General features: G+C 59.6%; 10 protein-coding genes and 1 pseudogene. 6 read left to right on the top strand and 5 right to left on the bottom strand.

Annotation, left to right across the window (positions count from 1 at the left end; genetic code table 11):
* Positions 1–11 precede the first annotated feature (11 nt).
* From aceF to msrA, 4 genes are all read left to right on the top strand, one after another.
* On the top strand, positions 12–1,979 hold the full coding sequence (gene aceF / locus AC5SEM_RS28385) for a dihydrolipoyllysine-residue acetyltransferase (RefSeq protein ID WP_495471763.1): 1,968 nt from the start codon (positions 12–14) through the stop codon (positions 1,977–1,979).
* A 275-nt stretch (positions 1,980–2,254) separates the two neighbouring features.
* Entirely contained in the window at positions 2,255–3,652 is a 1,398-nt protein-coding gene (locus AC5SEM_RS28380; RefSeq protein ID WP_495471762.1) for an alkaline phosphatase D family protein, read from the top strand.
* A gap of 251 nt (positions 3,653–3,903) precedes the next feature.
* The gene (locus AC5SEM_RS28375; RefSeq protein ID WP_077570503.1) at positions 3,904–6,600 is read left to right on the top strand and encodes a putative bifunctional diguanylate cyclase/phosphodiesterase; all 2,697 of its coding nucleotides are present in this window, start codon (positions 3,904–3,906) and stop codon (positions 6,598–6,600) included.
* 208 nt (positions 6,601–6,808) lie between these two features.
* Positions 6,809–7,474 (top strand): peptide-methionine (S)-S-oxide reductase MsrA, encoded by a 666-nt coding sequence (msrA, locus tag AC5SEM_RS28370; RefSeq protein WP_038360208.1) that lies wholly within the window; start codon positions 6,809–6,811, stop codon positions 7,472–7,474.
* Positions 7,475–7,638: 164 nt separating this feature from the next.
* Here the strand turns inward: msrA and AC5SEM_RS28365 are convergent, their stop codons facing one another.
* Complete coding sequence (locus AC5SEM_RS28365) at positions 7,639–8,478, bottom strand: 23S rRNA (adenine(2030)-N(6))-methyltransferase RlmJ (RefSeq protein WP_064117137.1); 840 nt, start codon at positions 8,476–8,478, stop codon at positions 7,639–7,641.
* A 415-nt stretch (positions 8,479–8,893) separates the two neighbouring features.
* Here AC5SEM_RS28365 and AC5SEM_RS28360 point away from each other — a divergent pair, with 415 nt between their 5' ends.
* Entirely contained in the window at positions 8,894–9,307 is a 414-nt protein-coding gene (locus tag AC5SEM_RS28360; protein ID WP_495471761.1) for a T6SS amidase immunity protein Tai4 family protein, read from the top strand.
* A 108-nt stretch (positions 9,308–9,415) separates the two neighbouring features.
* On the opposite strand, the pseudogene AC5SEM_RS28355 reads toward AC5SEM_RS28360, so the two are convergent.
* From AC5SEM_RS28355 to putP, 4 genes and pseudogenes are all read right to left on the bottom strand, one after another.
* A pseudogene (locus AC5SEM_RS28355) lies at positions 9,416–9,735 on the bottom strand (hypothetical protein).
* Between the two features lie 325 nt (positions 9,736–10,060).
* Positions 10,061–10,774, bottom strand: a complete 714-nt coding sequence (locus tag AC5SEM_RS28350) for a DUF4123 domain-containing protein (RefSeq protein WP_495471760.1) — start codon at positions 10,772–10,774, stop codon at positions 10,061–10,063.
* Positions 10,764–12,779, bottom strand: a complete 2,016-nt coding sequence (locus AC5SEM_RS28345) for a type VI secretion system Vgr family protein (RefSeq protein WP_495471759.1) — start codon at positions 12,777–12,779, stop codon at positions 10,764–10,766. The genes AC5SEM_RS28350 and AC5SEM_RS28345 overlap by 11 nt, the downstream gene beginning before the upstream one ends.
* 352 nt (positions 12,780–13,131) lie before the next feature.
* Positions 13,132–14,616, bottom strand: a complete 1,485-nt coding sequence (gene putP, locus AC5SEM_RS28340; RefSeq protein WP_212620545.1) for a sodium/proline symporter PutP — start codon at positions 14,614–14,616, stop codon at positions 13,132–13,134.
* A 456-nt stretch (positions 14,617–15,072) separates the two neighbouring features.
* On the opposite strand from putP, the gene putA reads away from it, so the two are divergent.
* Complete coding sequence (gene putA / locus AC5SEM_RS28335; RefSeq protein WP_495471758.1) at positions 15,073–19,026, top strand: trifunctional transcriptional regulator/proline dehydrogenase/L-glutamate gamma-semialdehyde dehydrogenase; 3,954 nt, start codon at positions 15,073–15,075, stop codon at positions 19,024–19,026.
* Positions 19,027–19,039: the final 13 nt, after the last annotated feature.

The raw sequence follows: 19,039 nt of genomic DNA, 5'->3' as shown, positions 1-19,039 counted from the left end.
GGAGACATTTTGTGAGCGAACTCATTCGCGTACCTGACATCGGCAGCGGTGAAGGTGAAGTAATTGAACTGTTTGTGAAGGTCGGCGACCGTATCGAAGCCGACCAGAGCATCCTGACCCTGGAATCGGACAAGGCCAGCATGGAAGTGCCGGCCCCGAAAGCCGGTGTCATCAAGAGCCTGAAAGTGAAGCTGGGCGATCGTCTGAAAGAAGGCGACGAACTGCTTGAGCTGGAAGTCGAGGGCGCCGCTGAAGCGGCCCCTGCTCCTGCTGCTCCGGCCAAAAAGGCTGAAGAAAAACCGGCCGCCGCTCCTGCTCCTGCTGCTGCCGCGCCTGCCGCTGCCCCTGCTGCCGCTTCGGTTCAGCAAGTGCACGTGCCGGACATCGGTTCGTCGGGCAAGGCACAGATCATCGAGATTCAGGTCAAGGTCGGCGACACCGTCGAAGCTGATCAATCGCTGATCACCCTGGAATCCGACAAGGCGAGCATGGAAATCCCGTCGCCTGCCGCTGGCGTGGTCAAGGCCATCAGCGTCAAGCTCAACGACGAAGTCGGCACTGGCGACCTGATTCTGGATCTGGAAGTGGCAGGTGCTGCGGCCCCTGCGGCTGCCGCTCCGGCTCAGGCTGCTGCACCGGCCGCTGCCGCTACGCCTGCTCCGGCAGCCGCGCCAGCTGCACCGGTTGCTGACAGCGTTCAGGACATCCACGTTCCGGACATCGGTTCGGCTGGCAAAGCCAAGATCATCGAAGTGTTGGTCAAGGCTGGCGACAGTGTTGAAGCCGACCAGTCGCTGATCACCCTGGAATCCGACAAGGCGAGCATGGAAATCCCATCGCCTGCCGCTGGCGTGGTGGAAAGCGTTTCCATCAAGCTGGATGACGAAGTCGGTACCGGCGACCTGATTCTGAAGCTGAAAGTCAAAGGCGCGGCACCTGCTGCTGCCCCGGCGCCAGCTGCCGCTGCTGCACCAAGTGCTCCTGCCGCTGCTGCTCCGGCTGCCGCTGCACCTGCCGCCCCAGCCGCCGCACCGGCTGCTACGCCAGCGAAACCGGGCGCCAAAGTTCACGCCGGCCCTGCCGTGCGTCAACTGGCTCGCGAGTTCGGCGTCGAGCTGAACGCTGTCGGTGCCAGTGGCCCGCACGGCCGTATCTTGAAAGAAGACGTGCAGGTTTACGTCAAAGCGATGATGCAGAAGGCCAAGGAAGCACCGGCCGCTGCAGCTGGCGCAACCGGTGGCGCGGGCATCCCGCCGATCCCGGTCGTCGATTTCAGCCGTTTCGGCGAAATCGAAGAAGTGCCGATGACTCGCCTGATGCAGATCGGCGCGTCGAGCCTGCACCGCAGCTGGCTGAACATCCCGCACGTGACTCAGTTCGATTCGGCTGATATCACCGAGCTGGAAGCCTTCCGCGTTGCACAGAAAGCCGTTGCAGAGAAGGCCGGCGTCAAGCTGACCATCCTGCCGCTGCTGCTCAAGTCGTGCGCGCACATGCTCAAGGAGCTGCCGGACTTCAACAGTTCGCTGGCACCAAGCGGCAAAGCGATCATCCGCAAGAAATACGTGAACATCGGCTTCGCCGTCGACACCCCGGATGGCCTGCTGGTACCGGTCATCAAGAACGTCGACCAGAAGAGCCTGCTGCAACTGGCAGCCGAAGCCGCTGCGCTGGCCGCCAAAGCCCGCGACAAGAAGCTCACCGCTGACGACATGCAAGGCGCCTGCTTCACCATTTCCAGCCTCGGCCACATTGGCGGTACCGGCTTCACGCCGATCGTCAACGCGCCGGAAGTGGCGATCCTCGGTGTTTCCAAGGCAACCATCCAGCCAGTCTGGGACGGCAAAGCCTTCCAGCCGAAACTGATGCTGCCACTGTCGCTGTCCTACGATCACCGTGTGATCAACGGCGCCGCTGCCGCACGCTTCACCCAGCGTCTGGGCAGCCTGCTGGCGGACATCCGCACGATCCTGCTGTAACTCGATCGGCCCTCCGGCAACGGAGGGCCGATTGCTGCACCCTTTCGAGCGCCACACGCTCGTACCTCAACCCCGTCAGTTTGGCGGGGCTTTTTTTTGCCTGAAAAATCCTTCCGGTCTTTTTCCCACATGTTGCGCTGATATCGGCCACAAGTCTGGTCGACTTGGCGCCGATCTTTTTTATTCGTCACGCAACTAACCTAAGCGCAGCCAATTTAACTAAGCAAACTTCGCGAAAACTCATACTCATTAAAATTCATTCGAATGGATTCGACATGTTAAAACCCACTATCGGCCCGATTGTCGGCCACGTTACAACTAATCATGCGCGCATATTCATGCGTGGCGAGCGGCGCAACAATGCGCCGGTATTTGCCGGGGTGCGTTTTCGCAGTTCCGGTACACAACAATGGTCGAACGGCAACTTCGCACGCCTGAGCGAATTACGCGATATGTCGCAAGTATTCGCCCTGAACAACTTGAGCAGCGACACCGAATATGAATATCAGGCCGGCTGGTTCAGTCCGATGAATCCGGTGCACACGCCGGACAGCGTCGCTGAACTGCCGCTGCAATGGCCGCGAGAGATCTACCGCTTGCGCACCCGCTCCAGCAAGGTCCTGCAGCCCAGAGCCTATATCGTCGGCTCCTGCCGCTACCTGCGCATGACCGCCGGTGTCGCCGTCCTGCCGCAATTGGGCGATCGTATCTTCGCGTCCATCAATCAGGTGATCGAAGGCATACAACCGCCAATCAGCGCGGTATTGATGACCGGCGATCAAATTTACGTCGACGATTTGAATCTACTTGCACCGGATCGCGACTATAAAGATATCCTAAGCAAGTATCGCGCGGCTTTTTCCCAGCCGAATATAAAACGACTGATGTCCGGCACTTCGACTTACATGATTCTCGACGATCACGAAATCGAAGATAACTGGCCCGCCAATGCCAGCAAGTCCGACGGCGATTTATATCGCAACGCCATGGCCGCTTATGAGTTGTATCAAGCCAGTCATAGCCCGGTACATCCGCTGACCATTAACGGTGAAATAGATCACTCGACACTTGAGCATTACTGGTATCAATTCAGCGACGGCGATATCGAATGGTTTGTCACCGACAGTCGCACCCGCCGCCACTTGTCAGGCGATGATCGACGGATCCTCGACGAGGCACAGGAACAGGCCCTGCTCAAATGGCTGAGTCACAGCACGGCGCGGGTCAAGTTCGTGGTCACCAGCGTGATGTTCTATCCGGATCGCAAACTTAACGGCGATGACGCCTGGAAAGCCTTTCCCGAGCAGCGCCTGCGCCTGCTGGAAACCATCCGCACCCGGCGCATCAAGAATGTCGTGTTCATCTCGGGGGACGTGCATGGCTCGCTGACGGCTCGCCTGAGTCACAGTGAAGACCCGGATTTCGAAGTCCACACCGTGGTCTCCTCACCGCTGTGCAACAGCAAACTGCTGCCATATGCCAAAGCGTCCACGTTCATTCTTGATCAGCCGCTGGTGCGTACGGCGGCCGGCGATTATCGACATGAGCTGAGCAGCACGGTGGTCAGTGAAGACAATTTCGCCCACCTGGTGGTCGAGGCCGGGCAGATTCAGGTCAATTACCACGACCGCGATGGCAAACAGCTGCAGTCGATCGCCATAAAACTGCGCTAAGCCTTGAAGATCGCAGCCTTCGGCAGCTCCTGCAGAGGGCCATTCCCCTGTAGACACTGGCGCAGGCTGCGATCTTTGGCTCTTTTCAACCACGGGCTGGAGAAATGTTCAGTGCAGCCGACATATTCTTATAGCACTTGGCCTTCATCTCTCTTGTCAGTCGGTGCCGCAATGATGCAACCTTGCCGCAGGCAACAGTAAAGAGGGCGAGAGCCCGGCGCGTTCAGCATATTTCCAAGCGAGTTCCCTTCATGAAGAGCCAACCCGATGCCGCCAGCCGTATGGCGGCCGAGGTAGTGACGCAGTTGCCTGTGCCCTCGCGGCTCGGCATGCTGCGTTTCGAGCGCTTGAATGAAGCCAGTTGGGCCATGCTGTTTCTCGATCCCAACTGCGAACGCCAGTTCGGTCAGCCGGCCGTCGAGCTTTGCGCGCTGGTCGGCTCACCCTACGCCAGCCTGATGGAACCCGAAGCGCGTTATCAACTGCACGACGCGATCCAGCAACAGTTGACCGCCAGCCCGCATTATCTGGTGCGTTACACCCTGCACACGGCTGCCGGTGCGCTGAACATTCTGGAACTGGGCGAAGCCTACAAACAACACAACCGTCATCTGCTGCGCGGCTATCTGCTGGCGGTCGATCACGTCTTCGACGAAGCACCGCCACTGCCCTCCGTTGACCTCGAAACCCAGAATTCGCGCCTGCAGATCGCCCTGGAACTCAACCAGCGCGCCCAGCAGGAACAACTGCAGCATCTGGAACGCGTACGCGCCCAGCAGGATTTGATTCTGCTGCTCGCACGTCAGCGCTACAGCACGCACAACTCGCTGCAGGAAGCCGCCGAGCTGATCACCCGCTGCGCCTGCGATATCTATGAGATCGACTGCGCCAGCCTGTGGAACCTCGAAGGCCAGCATCTGGTGCCGATTTCCGCGTACCACCGCGCGACCCAGGAATACATCCTCCCGGACGTGATCGACATCAGCAGTTTCCCCGACTACATGGAAGCGCTGCACAGCAGCCGCGCCATCGACGCACACAACGCGATGCGCGATCCACGCACCCGGGAGATGGCCGAAGCGCTGCGCCCGCGCGACGTCAACGCGATGCTCGATGCGAGTATTCGCGTCGATGGCCAGGTGGTAGGCGTGCTGTGCCTGGAGCAGACTGGCGTCACCCGCGCCTGGCAGTCCGACGAAATCGCCTTTGCCGGCGAGCTGGCCGACCAGTTCGCACAAGTCATCAACAACCACAATCGTCGCACCGCCACCAGCGCCCTGCACCTGTTTCAGCGTGCAGTCGAGCAAAGCGCCAACGCGTTTTTGCTGGTCAATTGCGACGGCGTGGTCGAGTACGTCAACCCGAGCTTCACCGCGATCACCCAGTACACCACCGAAGAAGTTCACGGCCAGCGCCTGTCCGAGCTGCCGGCGCTGGAAAACCTCAGTGAACTGCTGTTCGACGCGCCCTCGGCGCTGGCCAAAAGCAACAGCTGGCAGGGCGAATTCAAGAGCCGCCGCAAGAACCTCGAACCGTACTGGGGCCAGTTGTCGATCTCCAAGGTGTACGGTGACAACCGCGAACTGACGCATTACATCGGCATCTACGAAGACATCACCCAGACCAAACTGGCGCAGCAGCGCATTGAACGTCTGGCCTACACCGACAACCTGACCAACCTCGGCAATCGCCCGGCGTTTATCCGCAATCTCGACGAACGCTTCGCCCGCGACAGCGATACGCCGATCAGCCTGCTGCTGGTGGACATCGACAACTTCAAGCGGATCAACGACAGCCTCGGTCACCAGACTGGCGACAAATTGCTGATCAGTCTCGCTCGGCGTTTGCGCAACAGCCTGAGTCCGAGCGGCAGCCTCGCGCGGTTCGCCAGTAACGAGTTTGCGGTGTTGCTCGACGATACCGATCTGGCGACCGGCCAGCAGATCGCCAACCAGTTGCTGGCGACCCTCGACAAGCCGATGTTCGTCGACAACCAGTTGATCAGCGTTACCGGTTCGGTCGGCCTGGCGTGCGCGCCGTTGCACGGCCGCGACCCGCAAACGCTGATGCGTAACGCCGGTCTGGCGCTGCACAAGGCCAAGGCCAACGGCAAACATCAGGTGCAAGTCTTCACCGAGGCGCTGAACGCCGAGGCCAGTTACAAACTGTTCGTCGAGAACAACCTGCGCCGCGCCCTGACCCAGAACGAACTGGACGTGTTCTACCAGCCCAAGCTGTGCCTGCGCAGCGGTCGTCTGCTGGGCATGGAAGCATTGTTGCGCTGGAACCACCCGGAACGCGGCATGATCCGCCCGGACCAGTTCATCAGCGTCGCCGAAGAAACCGGCCTGATCATTCCGATCGGCAAGTGGATCGCGCGCCAGGCCTGCCGCATGAGCAAAGCGCTGACCGCTGCCGGGATGGGCAATCTGCAAGTGGCGATCAACCTGTCGCCCAAGCAATTCTCCGACCCGGATCTGGTCGCCTCCATCGCCAACATCCTCAAGGAAGAAGCGCTGCCAGCCTATCTGCTCGAACTGGAACTGACCGAAGGCCTGCTGCTGGAAGCCACCGAAGACACGCACTTGCAACTCGACCAGCTCAAACGCCTCGGCCTGACCCTTGCCATGGACGACTTCGGCACCGGTTATTCGTCGCTGAGCTATCTGAAGAAATTTCCGATCGACATCATCAAGATCGATCGCAGCTTCATCCACGAAATTCCCGATAACCAGGACGACATGGAAATCACCTCAGCGGTGATCGCCATGGCGCACAACCTGAAACTCAAGGTCGTGGCCGAAGGCATCGAGACCGCCGAACAACTGGCGTTCCTGCGTCGTCATCGTTGCGATGTCGGACAGGGTTACCTGTTTGACCGGCCGATCCCCGGCGGCGAACTGATCCAGGCGCTGAAGCGCTACCCGCGCGGCCCGTTGTGCCTATAAACACCGCAAATCCCTTGTAGGCCTTCGCCTGCTCGCGATAGCGGTGTGTCAGCAACAAACCCTCTGACTGACCCACCGCTATCGCGAGCAGGCTCACTCCTACAATGTTGAGCGAGTACCCGCACATTTTGGGTAGTGATTAACCGGGCATCATTCGGCACACTGGCGGTCTGACTTTTTACATCCAACCTGACTGAGAGGAACGATCATGGTTCTGCGCTCGGAAATTCTGGTGAACAAAAACGTGCTCCCGACTAAAGAACAAGCTCTGCCCGGCCGCGAAACCGCGATGACCCTGCCTGAAAAGCACTTTGTCTTCGAAGAAACCCCGCTGCTTGGCCCGTTTTTCCAGGACGTCGATTTTGCGATCTTTGGTCTGGGCTGCTTCTGGGGCGCCGAGCGCCGTTTCTGGCAGCGTGAAGGCGTGGTCAGCACGGTCGTCGGTTATGCCGGCGGCTTCACGCCGAACCCGACCTACGAAGAAGTCTGCTCGGGCCTGACCGGCCACGCGGAAGTGGTGCTGGTGGTGTATGACAAGGCCAAAGTCAGCTACGAAGAGCTGCTGGCGATGTTCTGGGAACTGCACAACCCGACGCAAGGCATGCGTCAGGGCAATGACATCGGCACGCAGTACCGCTCGGTGATCTACGCGACCTCGCCTGAGCATCTGGATGCGGCGCTGAAAAGCAAGGCGACCTATCAGGCCGAGCTGTCGAAAGCCGGTCTGGGCGAGATCAGCACCGAGATCGAACAGGCGCCGACCGTGTACTTCGCCGAGGCGTATCACCAGCAGTATCTGGCGAAGAATCCAGAGGGTTACTGCGGGATTGGCGGCACCGGCGTGTGCATGCCAGCGAGTCTGGCAGGCAACTAACCCCACCGACTGATCGTTCCCACGCTCTGCGTGGGAATGCAGCCCGGGACGCTCCGCGTCCCAACAGCGGACGCAGAACGTCCATTGAGGCATTCCCACGCAGAGCGTGGGAACGATCGCTGTAGGAGCTGCCGCAGGCTGCGATCTTTTGATCTTGCCGTTGATCAGCTCTCGGCAATCAGCCAATCCATCTGCCAGCCGCCCTGGGTCTGCCCCAGCTTCTTCGACAACCACGGCAGCAGCTCACGCAATTCCTCTTCCAGCCCCCACGGCGGATTGGCAATCGCCATGCCCGAACCGTTCAGGCTGTTCGGCGTATCCAGCGGGTGCACCAGCAGTTCCACGCGCAGCAACTTCGGCGCACCGGTACCAGCCAGATCCTGATAGAACCGACGCAACGCACGCTGGTCCTTCACCGGATACCAGATCGCCGCCACGGTTTGGCGCATGCGGCCAATCGCTTCTTTCAACGATGCCGCGCAACGCTGCATTTCATCGAGCTGTTCGAACGGCGGATCAATCAACATCACCGCGCGCTTCTCCTGCACCGGCAACATCGCCCGTGCGACATGCCAGCCTTCGCCTAGGTGAACCTTGACCCGACGATCGCCGGCCATGTTGTCCTTGAGCAGCACGCCGTCTTCCGGGTGCTTCTCGTTGAGCATCACCCGATCCTGCGGGCGGGTCAGGCGCCGCGCCAGCTCCGGCGAACCCGGGTAGTAGCGCAACTGGCCGTCCGGGTTCATCTCGTGCAGCACCTTCATGTAGTCGGCGGTCAGCGCCGGCAGATCCGGCTGCTCCCACAAGCGCGCGATGCCTTCCAGGTACTCGCCGGTGCGATTCGCCTGATCGCCCTGCAAGTCATACAGACCGATGCCGGCGTGTGTGTCGAGATAGGCAAACGGCTGCTCCTTGCGCGACATCAGAGCGATGAGGCGGGTCAAGGTCAGGTGTTTGAACACATCGGCGTGATTGCCGGCATGGAAGGCGTGACGATAATTCATGGCTGCTCCTGCGAAGGGCGCAAAGTTTACCTTTTACCGCGCGGCAAGTCAGGGGTTGGCGGCTGAGCGGACAAAAGCCTTTCCCTCACCCTAGCCCTCTCCCAGAGGGAGAGGGGACTGACGGTGGTGATCTTGCGAGTTACATCGACCTGAAAGATCAGCGTGATCTCAGGCTTGGCCAAGCGAAGATCAGCGCGGGGTCGGCGTACATCACCCAGACAACTCGGTCAGCCCCCTGAAGAAAACTCATATCAAGGCTTGGCCAAGCCAAGTTCACCACTGAAGTCGCAAGTCGGCGCACATCACCCAGACACCTCGGTCAGTCCCCTCTCCCTCTGGGAGAGGGTTAGGGTGAGGGGCTTTGCTTTTATGGCGTTAAACTGTCTAACCATGAACGACAGGAAGTCAAAAACTCATGCGATATCTGATCATCTGCTTATTCAGCCTGCTTGGCCCATACCTCGCCCTTGCCGACGAAACCCACATTGAACAGGCACGCCAGACACTAAAGAACTACGGCCTGAGCCACTGCATCCTAAAGCCATTCAACGAACACTCCTTGCTGGAAAAAGACATTGCACTGTCCGCCAATGCCTATTCCTTCATGGGCAAAGGCATGCATTCCATCCTGCAAAATGAAGACACGCTGCAAGTGCTACACGATCCCTACAAAGAAACCCGAAACTACGTGTTGGCGGCTTACGAGCAGACACCTTCAAACAGCAAATACTCGAATGAAAAAGTAGTGTTTTTTGGGTGCATGAAGGTCTACAACTCCGATGCGTTCAACAGCTTTATCAACTCTCAGGATGCGTACATCCCTGACTGACTAACTGATTTCCTTTAACGTCAAAAGATCGCAACCTTCGGCAGCTCCTACAGGGCGAACGCCAGTCCCGTGTAGGAGCTGCCGCAGGCTGCGATCTTTTGATCTTTTTCAGGCGGGCATGCTGCGCAGGCGCCTGCCGATGACATCAAGCACATCACAGCCGTCGCGCAAGGGGATCACGCAGAGCTGGGCGAAGTCGCTGAGGATGACGGAGTCGCATTCGACCGAGCCGCGCATGCACATGTTTTCCAGCACCTGGATCACGGCGCGCAGGCGATGGTTGGCGGCGTCCATGAGGATGTCGAGGGCACGTGGGTGTCGATGAACAGGGTCGGCATGTCGCTGCAATTGCCGGTGAGTGCCATGAAGCGGTTGTCGGGATGGGGGATGATTTTTTCGTAGGGTGGAGCTGGCTTGAGTGTCGTCATTTTTTGCTTCCTCGGATGTGAAAATGAACTGCCACACTCCTTCCTACGGGTTTGGGTGGCAGCGGTGCACGGGAGTAGGAACCGACCCAAGGTATTCGGCCACGCCGAAGCGTGTCCCGCACACAGCCGCCGCTAACGATATTGCTGACACGAGTTACATGCCGCAAAGATCAACAACGCTGATGCACCTTAGGTAGAGGGTTCCTACACCCTGCCACCACTTTCGCCGTGACAACGAAAAGACTATCCCTGCAACCCACCGCCCACCAGTTCATGAAAACCGCCGCAACTCGAAGGAATCGTCCGAGACCTTCGCCCCGAAAACTCACCCCGACTCTGCCAGCAAAAACGCCAGCAACGCCGATTGCGACGAATCTTCTGACATTGAAACCTGAAAAAACCGCCTCACCTTGCAACGCAAAACCGCCACGGGAAAGGCCTCGAAAAGAACCGGATATTCTTCGCTCAACCACTGCAACGCATTGGCCGTTCGAACGTCGTTGCCCTGCTGCGACAGCACCGACTCCGGCACCTGCCACCAAGGGAATGCCCGCCCCGAAACCTGCGCCCTGCCACCAATTTCCAGCGCCTGCCCATTGATCAAGCAACGCCCGATCAGCGGAAACAGTTGCGCCGCGCCCACCTCATCGGCCTGCAAAATCGGCAAGAGAAACCGCCCATCCCAGAAACGAAAAAACACCGTTTTGCCGTCCGGCATCAGCACTTGGGTCAGGCTGCGAAAGTGCGCCAGCACCTCTTCAAGACTCGCCGAAGACACCGCCAACCATCCCCAATCCCGCGATTCGGTAGTGGCGACCCAATGCAGAAACTCACTGTCAGTAGCGACAATTCCCACGTAAGGCATCACCGCATCCCACTCGGCATAGATCGTCTCGGCCCAGATCGGATTCGTCATGTCTGGCCAACCCTTGAGCGGCTTCGCCTCGCTGGCATTGCTGAATACCGCGAACAATTGCTCGGATGCTTTCAACGGCTCCCGCGCCAACCATTCGGCAGGCAAAAGAAAATCAGGCTGCACAGAGACCGTCCTTGCAACGCTCGCACTCTTCGCAGAATGGCGCATCACCCTTGAAGCTCATGATTTGTGCGGCGGTGAGCATGGCTGCCGGCGCGGCGGCGAGTTTCTCCGGCAATCCCGGCGCCACTGGTGCGGCACTCATCGCCGCCATCGGTGCGCCGCCCACGACAATCGGCACGCTGCTGAAAATGCCGCCGGGACCGATGTTGATCCACTGCCCACCGGCCTGAATCGTCGCACTCGCGCCGCCATCGATGACCACTTGCTGACCGGCGCTGACGTGGAACTGCTGGCTGGCACTGGTTGCCTGATTGGCCACCTTGATATGTCGGTTGCCGGTGACGCTCAGATGATCGTCCTGCCTCACTTCGGTCTGCCGCTGACCATGAGTGATGCGTTGCTCATCAGCCTTCAACTCATGCCGAGCAGTCCCAGTGACGACTATGCTGCGCTGGTTATCGACCTGCACCTGCTGATCATTCAACACATGCTGCGTCCAGTTGCGCTGGGCGCGCAGGTAGATTTCTTCGGCGCCCTTGCGATCCTCAATGCGCAGTTCGTTGTAGCCACCACCGCCAGGGCTGCTCTGACTGCGGAAAATACTACGAGTCTTGTCCGCCGGCAGATCCAGCGGAATCGGCGTCGCGGCGTTAGGCAGACAGCCCACGACCAAGGGTTTGTCGGCGTCGGCATCGATGAAACCGACCAGCACTTCCATTCCCACGCGCGGAATCAACACACTGCCGTAACGGTCATGGGCCCAACCGCTGGCGACGCGCAGCCAGCAACTGGAATGCTCGTTCAATTCACCGTCGCGATCCCAAGCCAGTTGCACCTTGACCCGACCGTACTCGTCGCAGTGGATTTCGGTGTCTTTCGGCCCGGTCACAACCGCTGGTTGATATCCGGGCATGCGTGGTTTTTCCGGCCCCAGCGTCGGGCGGAAAAACACGTCCCACGGCGTGGCGAGAAAGCTATTACGGTAACCCTGGAAAGCGTCCCCATCGCTGGTCACCGATTCCTCCAGCACTTGTGGCTGGCGGCCATGGTGTTCAACGGCAGTCAGCAGCCACAGGTCATTCCAGTCGTGGCGCGGATGCTCGCTCAGTTGCAGGAAATGTCCGCAAACCAGCGCGGATTCGTCGCTGATGCCTTCGGCCTGACGGTAATCGGCGACATGTCGCTCAAGCGCACGCTGGGCGAGATGCTTGCCGGTTTCCCGATCATTGAATTGTCCGGGGAAGTGATAGTCCTCCAGCACCGGGCGCTGCTCAGCGTCGATACGACTTTCCAACTGCAGTCGCGGCTTGATGAAATTGTAATCGCGCCGGCTGACCACGCTGGTGCGGGTTTCCACGCGAACATTGAAACGCTGGATTGCCGGCGCACCAGCGGACATGCCACTGCCCGGCAGATACACCGTCGACTCGGCGAGACGCGGGAACACGGTCTGGTCATCGCCGAACACCAACAGGTGACCTTTCGGGCTGTGCTGAAAGTGGTAATGAATGCCGACCTCGGCACACAGGCGCTGAATAAACGCCAGATCGCTCTCGGCGTACTGCACGCAATACTCGCGAACCGAGTATTCGCTGCCTAACCGAAACTCGAAAGCATCCCGAAGGATCGCGTGATCCTTAAGCACCTGCGCAACAATTTGCGGCACGCTCTGATGCTGGAAAATCCGCTGATTGATGCGGTGTCCCAGATACGTCAGACGTGGTACGAGGCTTAAGTGATAGCGCGTCAGACGTTTCCCCGAATCGCCCTGCCCGACCTGATAAATCTGACCATGAACACCAGAACCCTGAGCATCAAAACTCAGAAACGCCTGACAGTGCAGCAGGCTTTCGAGGTCCAGGTCCGGTCGCTCACTGACCAGTTCCAGCTCGAAACGAAAGGGTTGGCTGATGGCTTCCTTGCCCGTGAACTCAAGGACTTTGAGGTCATGTTGGGCGCCTTCGAGGGTCAACGTGAAACGCGGTTGATTGGCAGGCGCGAACATCCGATGTCTCTCTGCAGTGTGAGGGCGGGCGATTCTGCATGAGGGGCAAGGGGTGATGAATGGGTGACGAGAAAATCAGATTTGCCCTACTTTCATTGACGAAAAACCCTGCAAAAAGCGGCGCCTTCAACTACAGACAAGTCTCCAAAACCACCGCCGAACCCTGTGGGAGCGAGCCTGCTCGCGAAAGCGGCATGTCAGTCGACAGATTCATTGAATGATCAATCGCATTCGCGAGCAGGCTCGCTCCCACATTGGATTTCCACAGGATTCGAGAAATTACAGGCACAAAAAAACGGCCCGTCTCCTGTAGGAAACGGGCCGTTTTCGGGTGAGCTTCAGCTCAGAACAATCACTTGTTCAAGTGGAAATCTTTTTCCGCTGCTTCGAAGCGCTGCACCATGCCTCTGGTCGGCTCGCCCATCTTGCTGACGATGTAGATGGCCAGGCTGGCGAAGATGAAGCCCGGGATGATTTCGTACAGACCCATCACCTCGAAATGCTTCCACACCACCACGGTGATCGCGCCGACCAGGATACCGGCCAGTGCGCCGTCGCGGGTCATTTCTTTCCAGATAACCGAGATCAGCACAACCGGACCGAACGCAGCACCGAAACCGGCCCAAGCGTAGGACACCAGACCCAGTACGCGGTTTTCCGGGTTGGCCGCCAGGGCGATCGCGATCAGTGCAACCAACAGCACCATGGCGCGGCCGACCCAGACCAGCTCCAGTTGCGAAGCGGATTTACGCAGGAAGGTTTTGTAGAAGTCTTCGGTCAGGGCGCTCGAGCACACCAGCAACTGGCAGCTCAAAGTACTCATCACAGCGGCCAGAATGGCCGACAGCAACACACCGGCAATCCAAGGGTTGAAGAGGATCTTGGCCAGTTCGATGAACACACGCTCGTGGTTCTCGGTCACGGGACCGGCCACTTCCGGGTGTGCCGAGAAGTAAGCGATACCGAAGAAGCCCACGGCCACGGTGCCACCCAGGCACAGGATCATCCAGGTCATGGAAATGCGACGCGCCTTGGCGATCGATTTCACCGAGTCCGCCGCCATGAAACGCGCGAGGATGTGCGGCTGACCGAAGTAGCCCAGACCCCAGCCCATCAGCGAGATGATGCCGATGAAGGTGGTGCCTTTGAGCATGTCGAAGTTGCTTGGATCATTGGCTTCGATGGCCAGGAACGTGGTGTCGACGCCGCCGGTGGCCAGCAGGACGATGATCGGCGTGAGGATCAGCGCGAAAATCATCAGCGTGGCTTGCACGGTGTCAGTCCAGCTCACCGCGAGGAAACCGCCAACGAAGGTGTAGGCAATCGTCGCCGCAGCACCGGCCCACAGCGCCGTCTCGTAAGACATGCCGAAGGTACTTTCGAACAGACGGGCGCCAGCCACGATGCCGGAGGCGCAGTAAATGGTGAAGAACACCAGAATCACGATCGCCGAAATAATGCGCAGCAGGCCGCTTTTGTCTTCGAAACGGCTGGAGAAGTAGTCTGGCAGGGTCAGGGCATCGCCGTTGTGCTCGGTCTGCACACGCAGACGGCCGGCAACGAACAGCCAGTTCAGGTAGGCGCCGACGATCAGGCCGATGGCGATCCAGCTTTCGGACAGACCGGACATGTAAATGGCGCCCGGCAGGCCCATCAACAGCCAGCCGCTCATGTCGGAAGCACCGGCAGACAGCGCGGTGACGACGCTGCCCAGGCTACGGCCGCCAAGAATATAGTCAGACAGGTTATTGGTGGAGCGATAGGCCATGAAGCCGATCAGCACCATTGCTGCGATGTAGATCACGAACGTGATCAGTGTTGGATTGCTTACGCTCATTAAGTTACGCCCTGGCTTTGTTTTTATGTAGCAGCGGTGATGAACCGCGCGCAAACGACGACGTTTGGCAGACGATTCGGGATCCCGCGCATTTAGGACTGATGTTTCCCCAGGAAAGCCACCAGCCGATGCACCGGGTTATCCCGGTTGCACCTAGGGCGCGAATGCTATGCAACAAAGCAAAAAGGTGCAACCAGTTTCGCGAGAATTAGTTGCACCTAGTCGGATATTCCGGAAAACAGGCAGTTTTTGCTCCCTTTTAGCGCAGTCCAAGCGCGTTGCTAGAAGCAAAAGCACCAAGCAAGTGCGGCACTTGCGTACCAGAAAATAATTCCTGACGAAGCGTTTATTTTTCCGACAAAAAAAGGGTTGCACCCGGTTGCACCTCTCTCAGCGCACGGCTAATCTTGCCGCCAGCTGATGCCACGCAACTGTGGCAACCATGAGGATAAAAATATGGCTACCACCACCCTTGGGGTCAAACTCGATGACCCGACCCGCGAGCGCCTGAAGGCGGCCGCGACCTCGATTGATCGCACACCGCACTGGTTGATCAAGCAGGCAATTTTCAATTACCTGGAAAAACTCGAGGGTGGTGCAACCCTGACCGAGCTGAACGGTTTGACCGCCAAGGACGCCGATGAGGCGGGCGAAGTCCACACCGATCACGCCCACCAATGCTTCCTCGAATTCGCTGAAAGCATCCTGCCGCAGTCAGTTCTGCGCGCCTCGATCACCGCTGCCTACCGTCGCCCTGAGCCGGAAGTGGTGCCAATGCTGATCGAACAGGCTCGCCTGCCGGTAGCCATGGCTGAAGCCACCAACAAACTCGCCGCCTCCATCGCGGAAAAACTGCGTAACCAGAAAAGTGCCGGCGGTCGCGCAGGCATTGTTCAGGGCCTGCTGCAGGAATTTTCCCTGTCGTCCCAGGAAGGTGTGGCACTGATGTGCCTGGCCGAAGCGCTGCTGCGGATACCGGACAAGGGCACTCGCGATGCACTGATCCGCGACAAGATCAGCACCGGCAACTGGCATCCGCACTTGGGCAACAGCCCTTCGCTGTTCGTCAACGCCGCCACTTGGGGCCTGCTGCTGACCGGCAAACTGGTCTCGACGCACAACGAAGCGGGCCTAACCTCTTCGCTGAGCCGCATCATCGGCAAGAGCGGCGAGCCGATGATCCGCAAGGGCGTCGACATGGCCATGCGCCTGATGGGCGAGCAGTTCGTCACCGGTGAAACCATCGCCGAAGCCTTGGCCAACGCGAGCAAGTTCGAAGCCAAGGGCTTCCGTTACTCCTACGACATGCTCGGTGAAGCGGCACTGACCGAACACGATGCGCAGAAGTACCTGGCGTCGTACGAACAAGCCATTCACTCGATCGGCAAAGCGTCCCACGGCCGTGGGATTTATGAAGGCCCGGGCATTTCCATCAAGCTCTCGGCACTGCACCCGCGTTACAGCCGTGCGCAGTACGAGCGTGTGATGGACGAGCTGTACCCGCGCCTGCTGTCGCTGACCCTGCTGGCCAAGCAATACGACATCGGCCTGAACATCGACGCCGAAGAAGCCGACCGTCTCGAGCTGTCGCTGGATCTGCTTGAGCGCCTGTGCTTCGAGCCGCAACTGACTGGCTGGAACGGCATCGGTTTCGTCATCCAGGCTTACCAGAAGCGCTGCCCGTACGTGATCGACTACGTGATCGATCTGGCTCGCCGCAGCCGTCATCGCCTGATGATCCGTCTGGTGAAGGGCGCGTACTGGGACAGCGAAATCAAACGCGCCCAGGTCGAAGGCCTCGAAGGCTATCCGGTCTACACCCGCAAGGTGTACACCGACGTTTCCTACATCGCTTGCGCACGCAAACTGCTGTCGGTGCCGGAAGTCATCTACCCGCAGTTCGCCACGCACAACGCCCACACCCTGTCGGCGATTTACCACATTGCCGGTCAGAACTATTACCCCGGCCAGTACGAATTCCAGTGCCTGCACGGTATGGGCGAACCGCTTTACGAACAAGTTGTAGGCAAAGTTGCCGACGGCAAGCTGAACCGTCCGTGCCGCGTGTACGCACCGGTCGGCACTCACGAAACCCTGCTGGCGTACCTCGTACGTCGCTTGCTGGAAAACGGCGCGAACACCTCGTTCGTCAACCGCATCGCCGACCAGTCGATTTCGATTCAGGAACTGGTGGCCGATCCGGTGGCGCAGATCGAGCAGATGGCGACTGTGGAAGGTGGCTTCGGCCTGCCGCACCCGCGCATTCCGCTGCCGCGTGACCTGTACGGTGCTGAGCGCGCCAACTCCAGCGGCATCGACATGGCCAACGAACATCGCCTGGCTTCGCTGTCCTGCGCCCTGCTCGCCACCGCACACAACGACTGGAAAGCCGCGCCGATGCTCGGTTGCGCCTCCAGCAATGAAACGCCGGCAGCGGTGCTGAACCCGGCAGATCACCGTGATGTGGTCGGTCACGTTCAGGAAGCCACGGTTGAAGACGTCGACAACGCCATTCAATGCGCGCTGAACGCTGCGCCGATCTGGCAGGCCACCCCGCCCGCCGAGCGCGCAGCGATTCTGGAACGTGCCGCTGACTTGATGGAAGGCGAGATCCAGCCGCTGATGGGCCTGCTGGCTCGCGAAGCCGGCAAGACCTACGCCAATGCCATCGCCGAAGTCCGCGAAGCGGTCGACTTCCTGCGTTACTACGCAGTGCAGGCGCGCAACGATTTCAGCAACGACGCCCACCGCCCACTGGGTCCGGTGGTGTGCATCAGCCCGTGGAACTTCCCGCTGGCGATCTTCAGCGGTCAAGTCGCTGCCGCTCTGGCTGCCGGTAACCCGGTATTGGCCAAACCTGCCGAGCAAACTCCACTGGTGGCGGCTCAAGCCGTGCGCTTACTGCTCGAAGCCGGGATTCCGGAAGGCGTGCTGCAACTGCTGCCAGGTCGCGGTGAAACCGTCGGCGCCGGTCTGGTCGGTGATGAGCGCGTCAAAGGCGTGATGTTCACCGGCTCCACCGAAGTCGCGCGTCTGCTGCAACGCAACATCGCTGGCCGTCTCGACAGCCAGGGCCGTCCGATTCCGCTGATCGCCGAAACCGGTGGCCAGAACGCGATGATCGTCGATTCCTCGGCACTGACCGAACAAGTCGTGATCGACGTAGTGTCCTCGGCCTTCGACAGCGCGGGTCAGCGTTGCTCGGCGCTGCGGGTACTGTGCCTGCAGGAAGATTCCGCTGATCGCGTCATCGAAATGCTCAAAGGTGCCATGGCCGAAAGCCGTCTCGGCAATCCGGAACGCCTGTCCGTGGACATCGGCCCGGTGATCGACGCCGAAGCCAAGGCGGGCATCGACAAGCACATCCAGGGCATGCGCGACAAAGGTCGCAATGTGTACCAGGTGGCGATTGCCGACACCGAAGAGGTCAAACGCGGCACCTTCGTCATGCCGACCCTGATCGAGCTGGAAAGCTTCGACGAGCTGCAACGCGAGATCTTCGGTCCGGTGCTGCACGTGGTGCGCTACAAGCGCAAAGAAATCGATCAACTGATCGGCCAGATCAACGCTTCCGGTTATGGCCTGACGCTGGGCGTGCACACGCGCATCGACGAGACCATCGCCAAGGTGATCGACAACGTCAACGCCGGCAACGTCTACGTTAACCGCAACATCGTCGGTGCCGTGGTCGGCGTGCAGCCATTCGGCGGCGAAGGCCTCTCGGGTACTGGCCCGAAAGCCGGCGGCCCGCTGTATCTGTACCGCTTGCTGGCGACACGTCCTACCGACGCCATCGAACAATCCTTCGCTCGCGGTGACGCCGTTGTCGCCCCGGACGTTCGTTTGCGCGACGCCATGAGCAAACCGCTGAATGCCTTGAAAGCCTGGGCTGAAAGCAACAAGTACGCCGACCTGAGCACGCTGTGCGTGCAGTACGCTGCGCAATCGCAGAGCGGCATCACCCGCGTGCTGGCCGGCCCGACCGGCGAGAAGAACAGCTACGCCATCCTGCCGCGCGAGCACGTGCTCTGCCTGGCGGAGGTTGAAGGTGATCTGCTGACGCAACTGGCGGCGGTGCTGGCGGTAGGCGGTTCGGCGGTGTGGCCGGAATCCGACATCAGCAAGGCACTGTTCGCACGCTTGCCGAAGGAGATTCAGGCGCGGATCAAGCTGGTTGCTGACTGGAACAAGGATGAGGTGGTGTTCGATGCGGTTCTGCATCACGGCCATTCCGACCAGTTGCGCGGCGTTTGCCAGCAGATTGCCAAGCGTGCCGGCGCGATCGTTGGGGTTCAGGGCTTGTCCCAGGGCGAGAGCAACATTGCCTTGGAACGTCTGGTGATTGAGCGGGCGTTGAGTGTTAACACCGCTGCGGCGGGTGGTAATGCGAGCTTGATGACCATCGGCTAAACCGCTGTAAGTC

Source organism: Pseudomonas sp. CH61 (assembly GCF_059429415.1).
This window is presented reverse-complemented; position numbering and strand designations above follow the sequence as displayed.

What these genes read in the sequence shown, in the direction of transcription:
- AC5SEM_RS28365 (WP_064117137.1), bottom strand. Translation starts at nt 8,478, where the DNA reads ATGAATTATCGTCACGCCTTCCATGCCGGCAATCACGCCGATGTGTTC.
- AC5SEM_RS28360 (WP_495471761.1), top strand. Translation starts at nt 8,894, where the DNA reads ATGCGATATCTGATCATCTGCTTATTCAGCCTGCTTGGCCCATACCTC.
- msrA (WP_038360208.1), top strand. Translation starts at nt 6,809, where the DNA reads ATGGTTCTGCGCTCGGAAATTCTGGTGAACAAAAACGTGCTCCCGACT.
- AC5SEM_RS28345 (WP_495471759.1), bottom strand. Translation starts at nt 12,779, where the DNA reads ATGTTCGCGCCTGCCAATCAACCGCGTTTCACGTTGACCCTCGAAGGC.
- putA (WP_495471758.1), top strand. Translation starts at nt 15,073, where the DNA reads ATGGCTACCACCACCCTTGGGGTCAAACTCGATGACCCGACCCGCGAG.
- putP (WP_212620545.1), bottom strand. Translation starts at nt 14,616, where the DNA reads ATGAGCGTAAGCAATCCAACACTGATCACGTTCGTGATCTACATCGCA.
- AC5SEM_RS28375 (WP_077570503.1), top strand. Translation starts at nt 3,904, where the DNA reads ATGAAGAGCCAACCCGATGCCGCCAGCCGTATGGCGGCCGAGGTAGTG.
- AC5SEM_RS28380 (WP_495471762.1), top strand. Translation starts at nt 2,255, where the DNA reads ATGTTAAAACCCACTATCGGCCCGATTGTCGGCCACGTTACAACTAAT.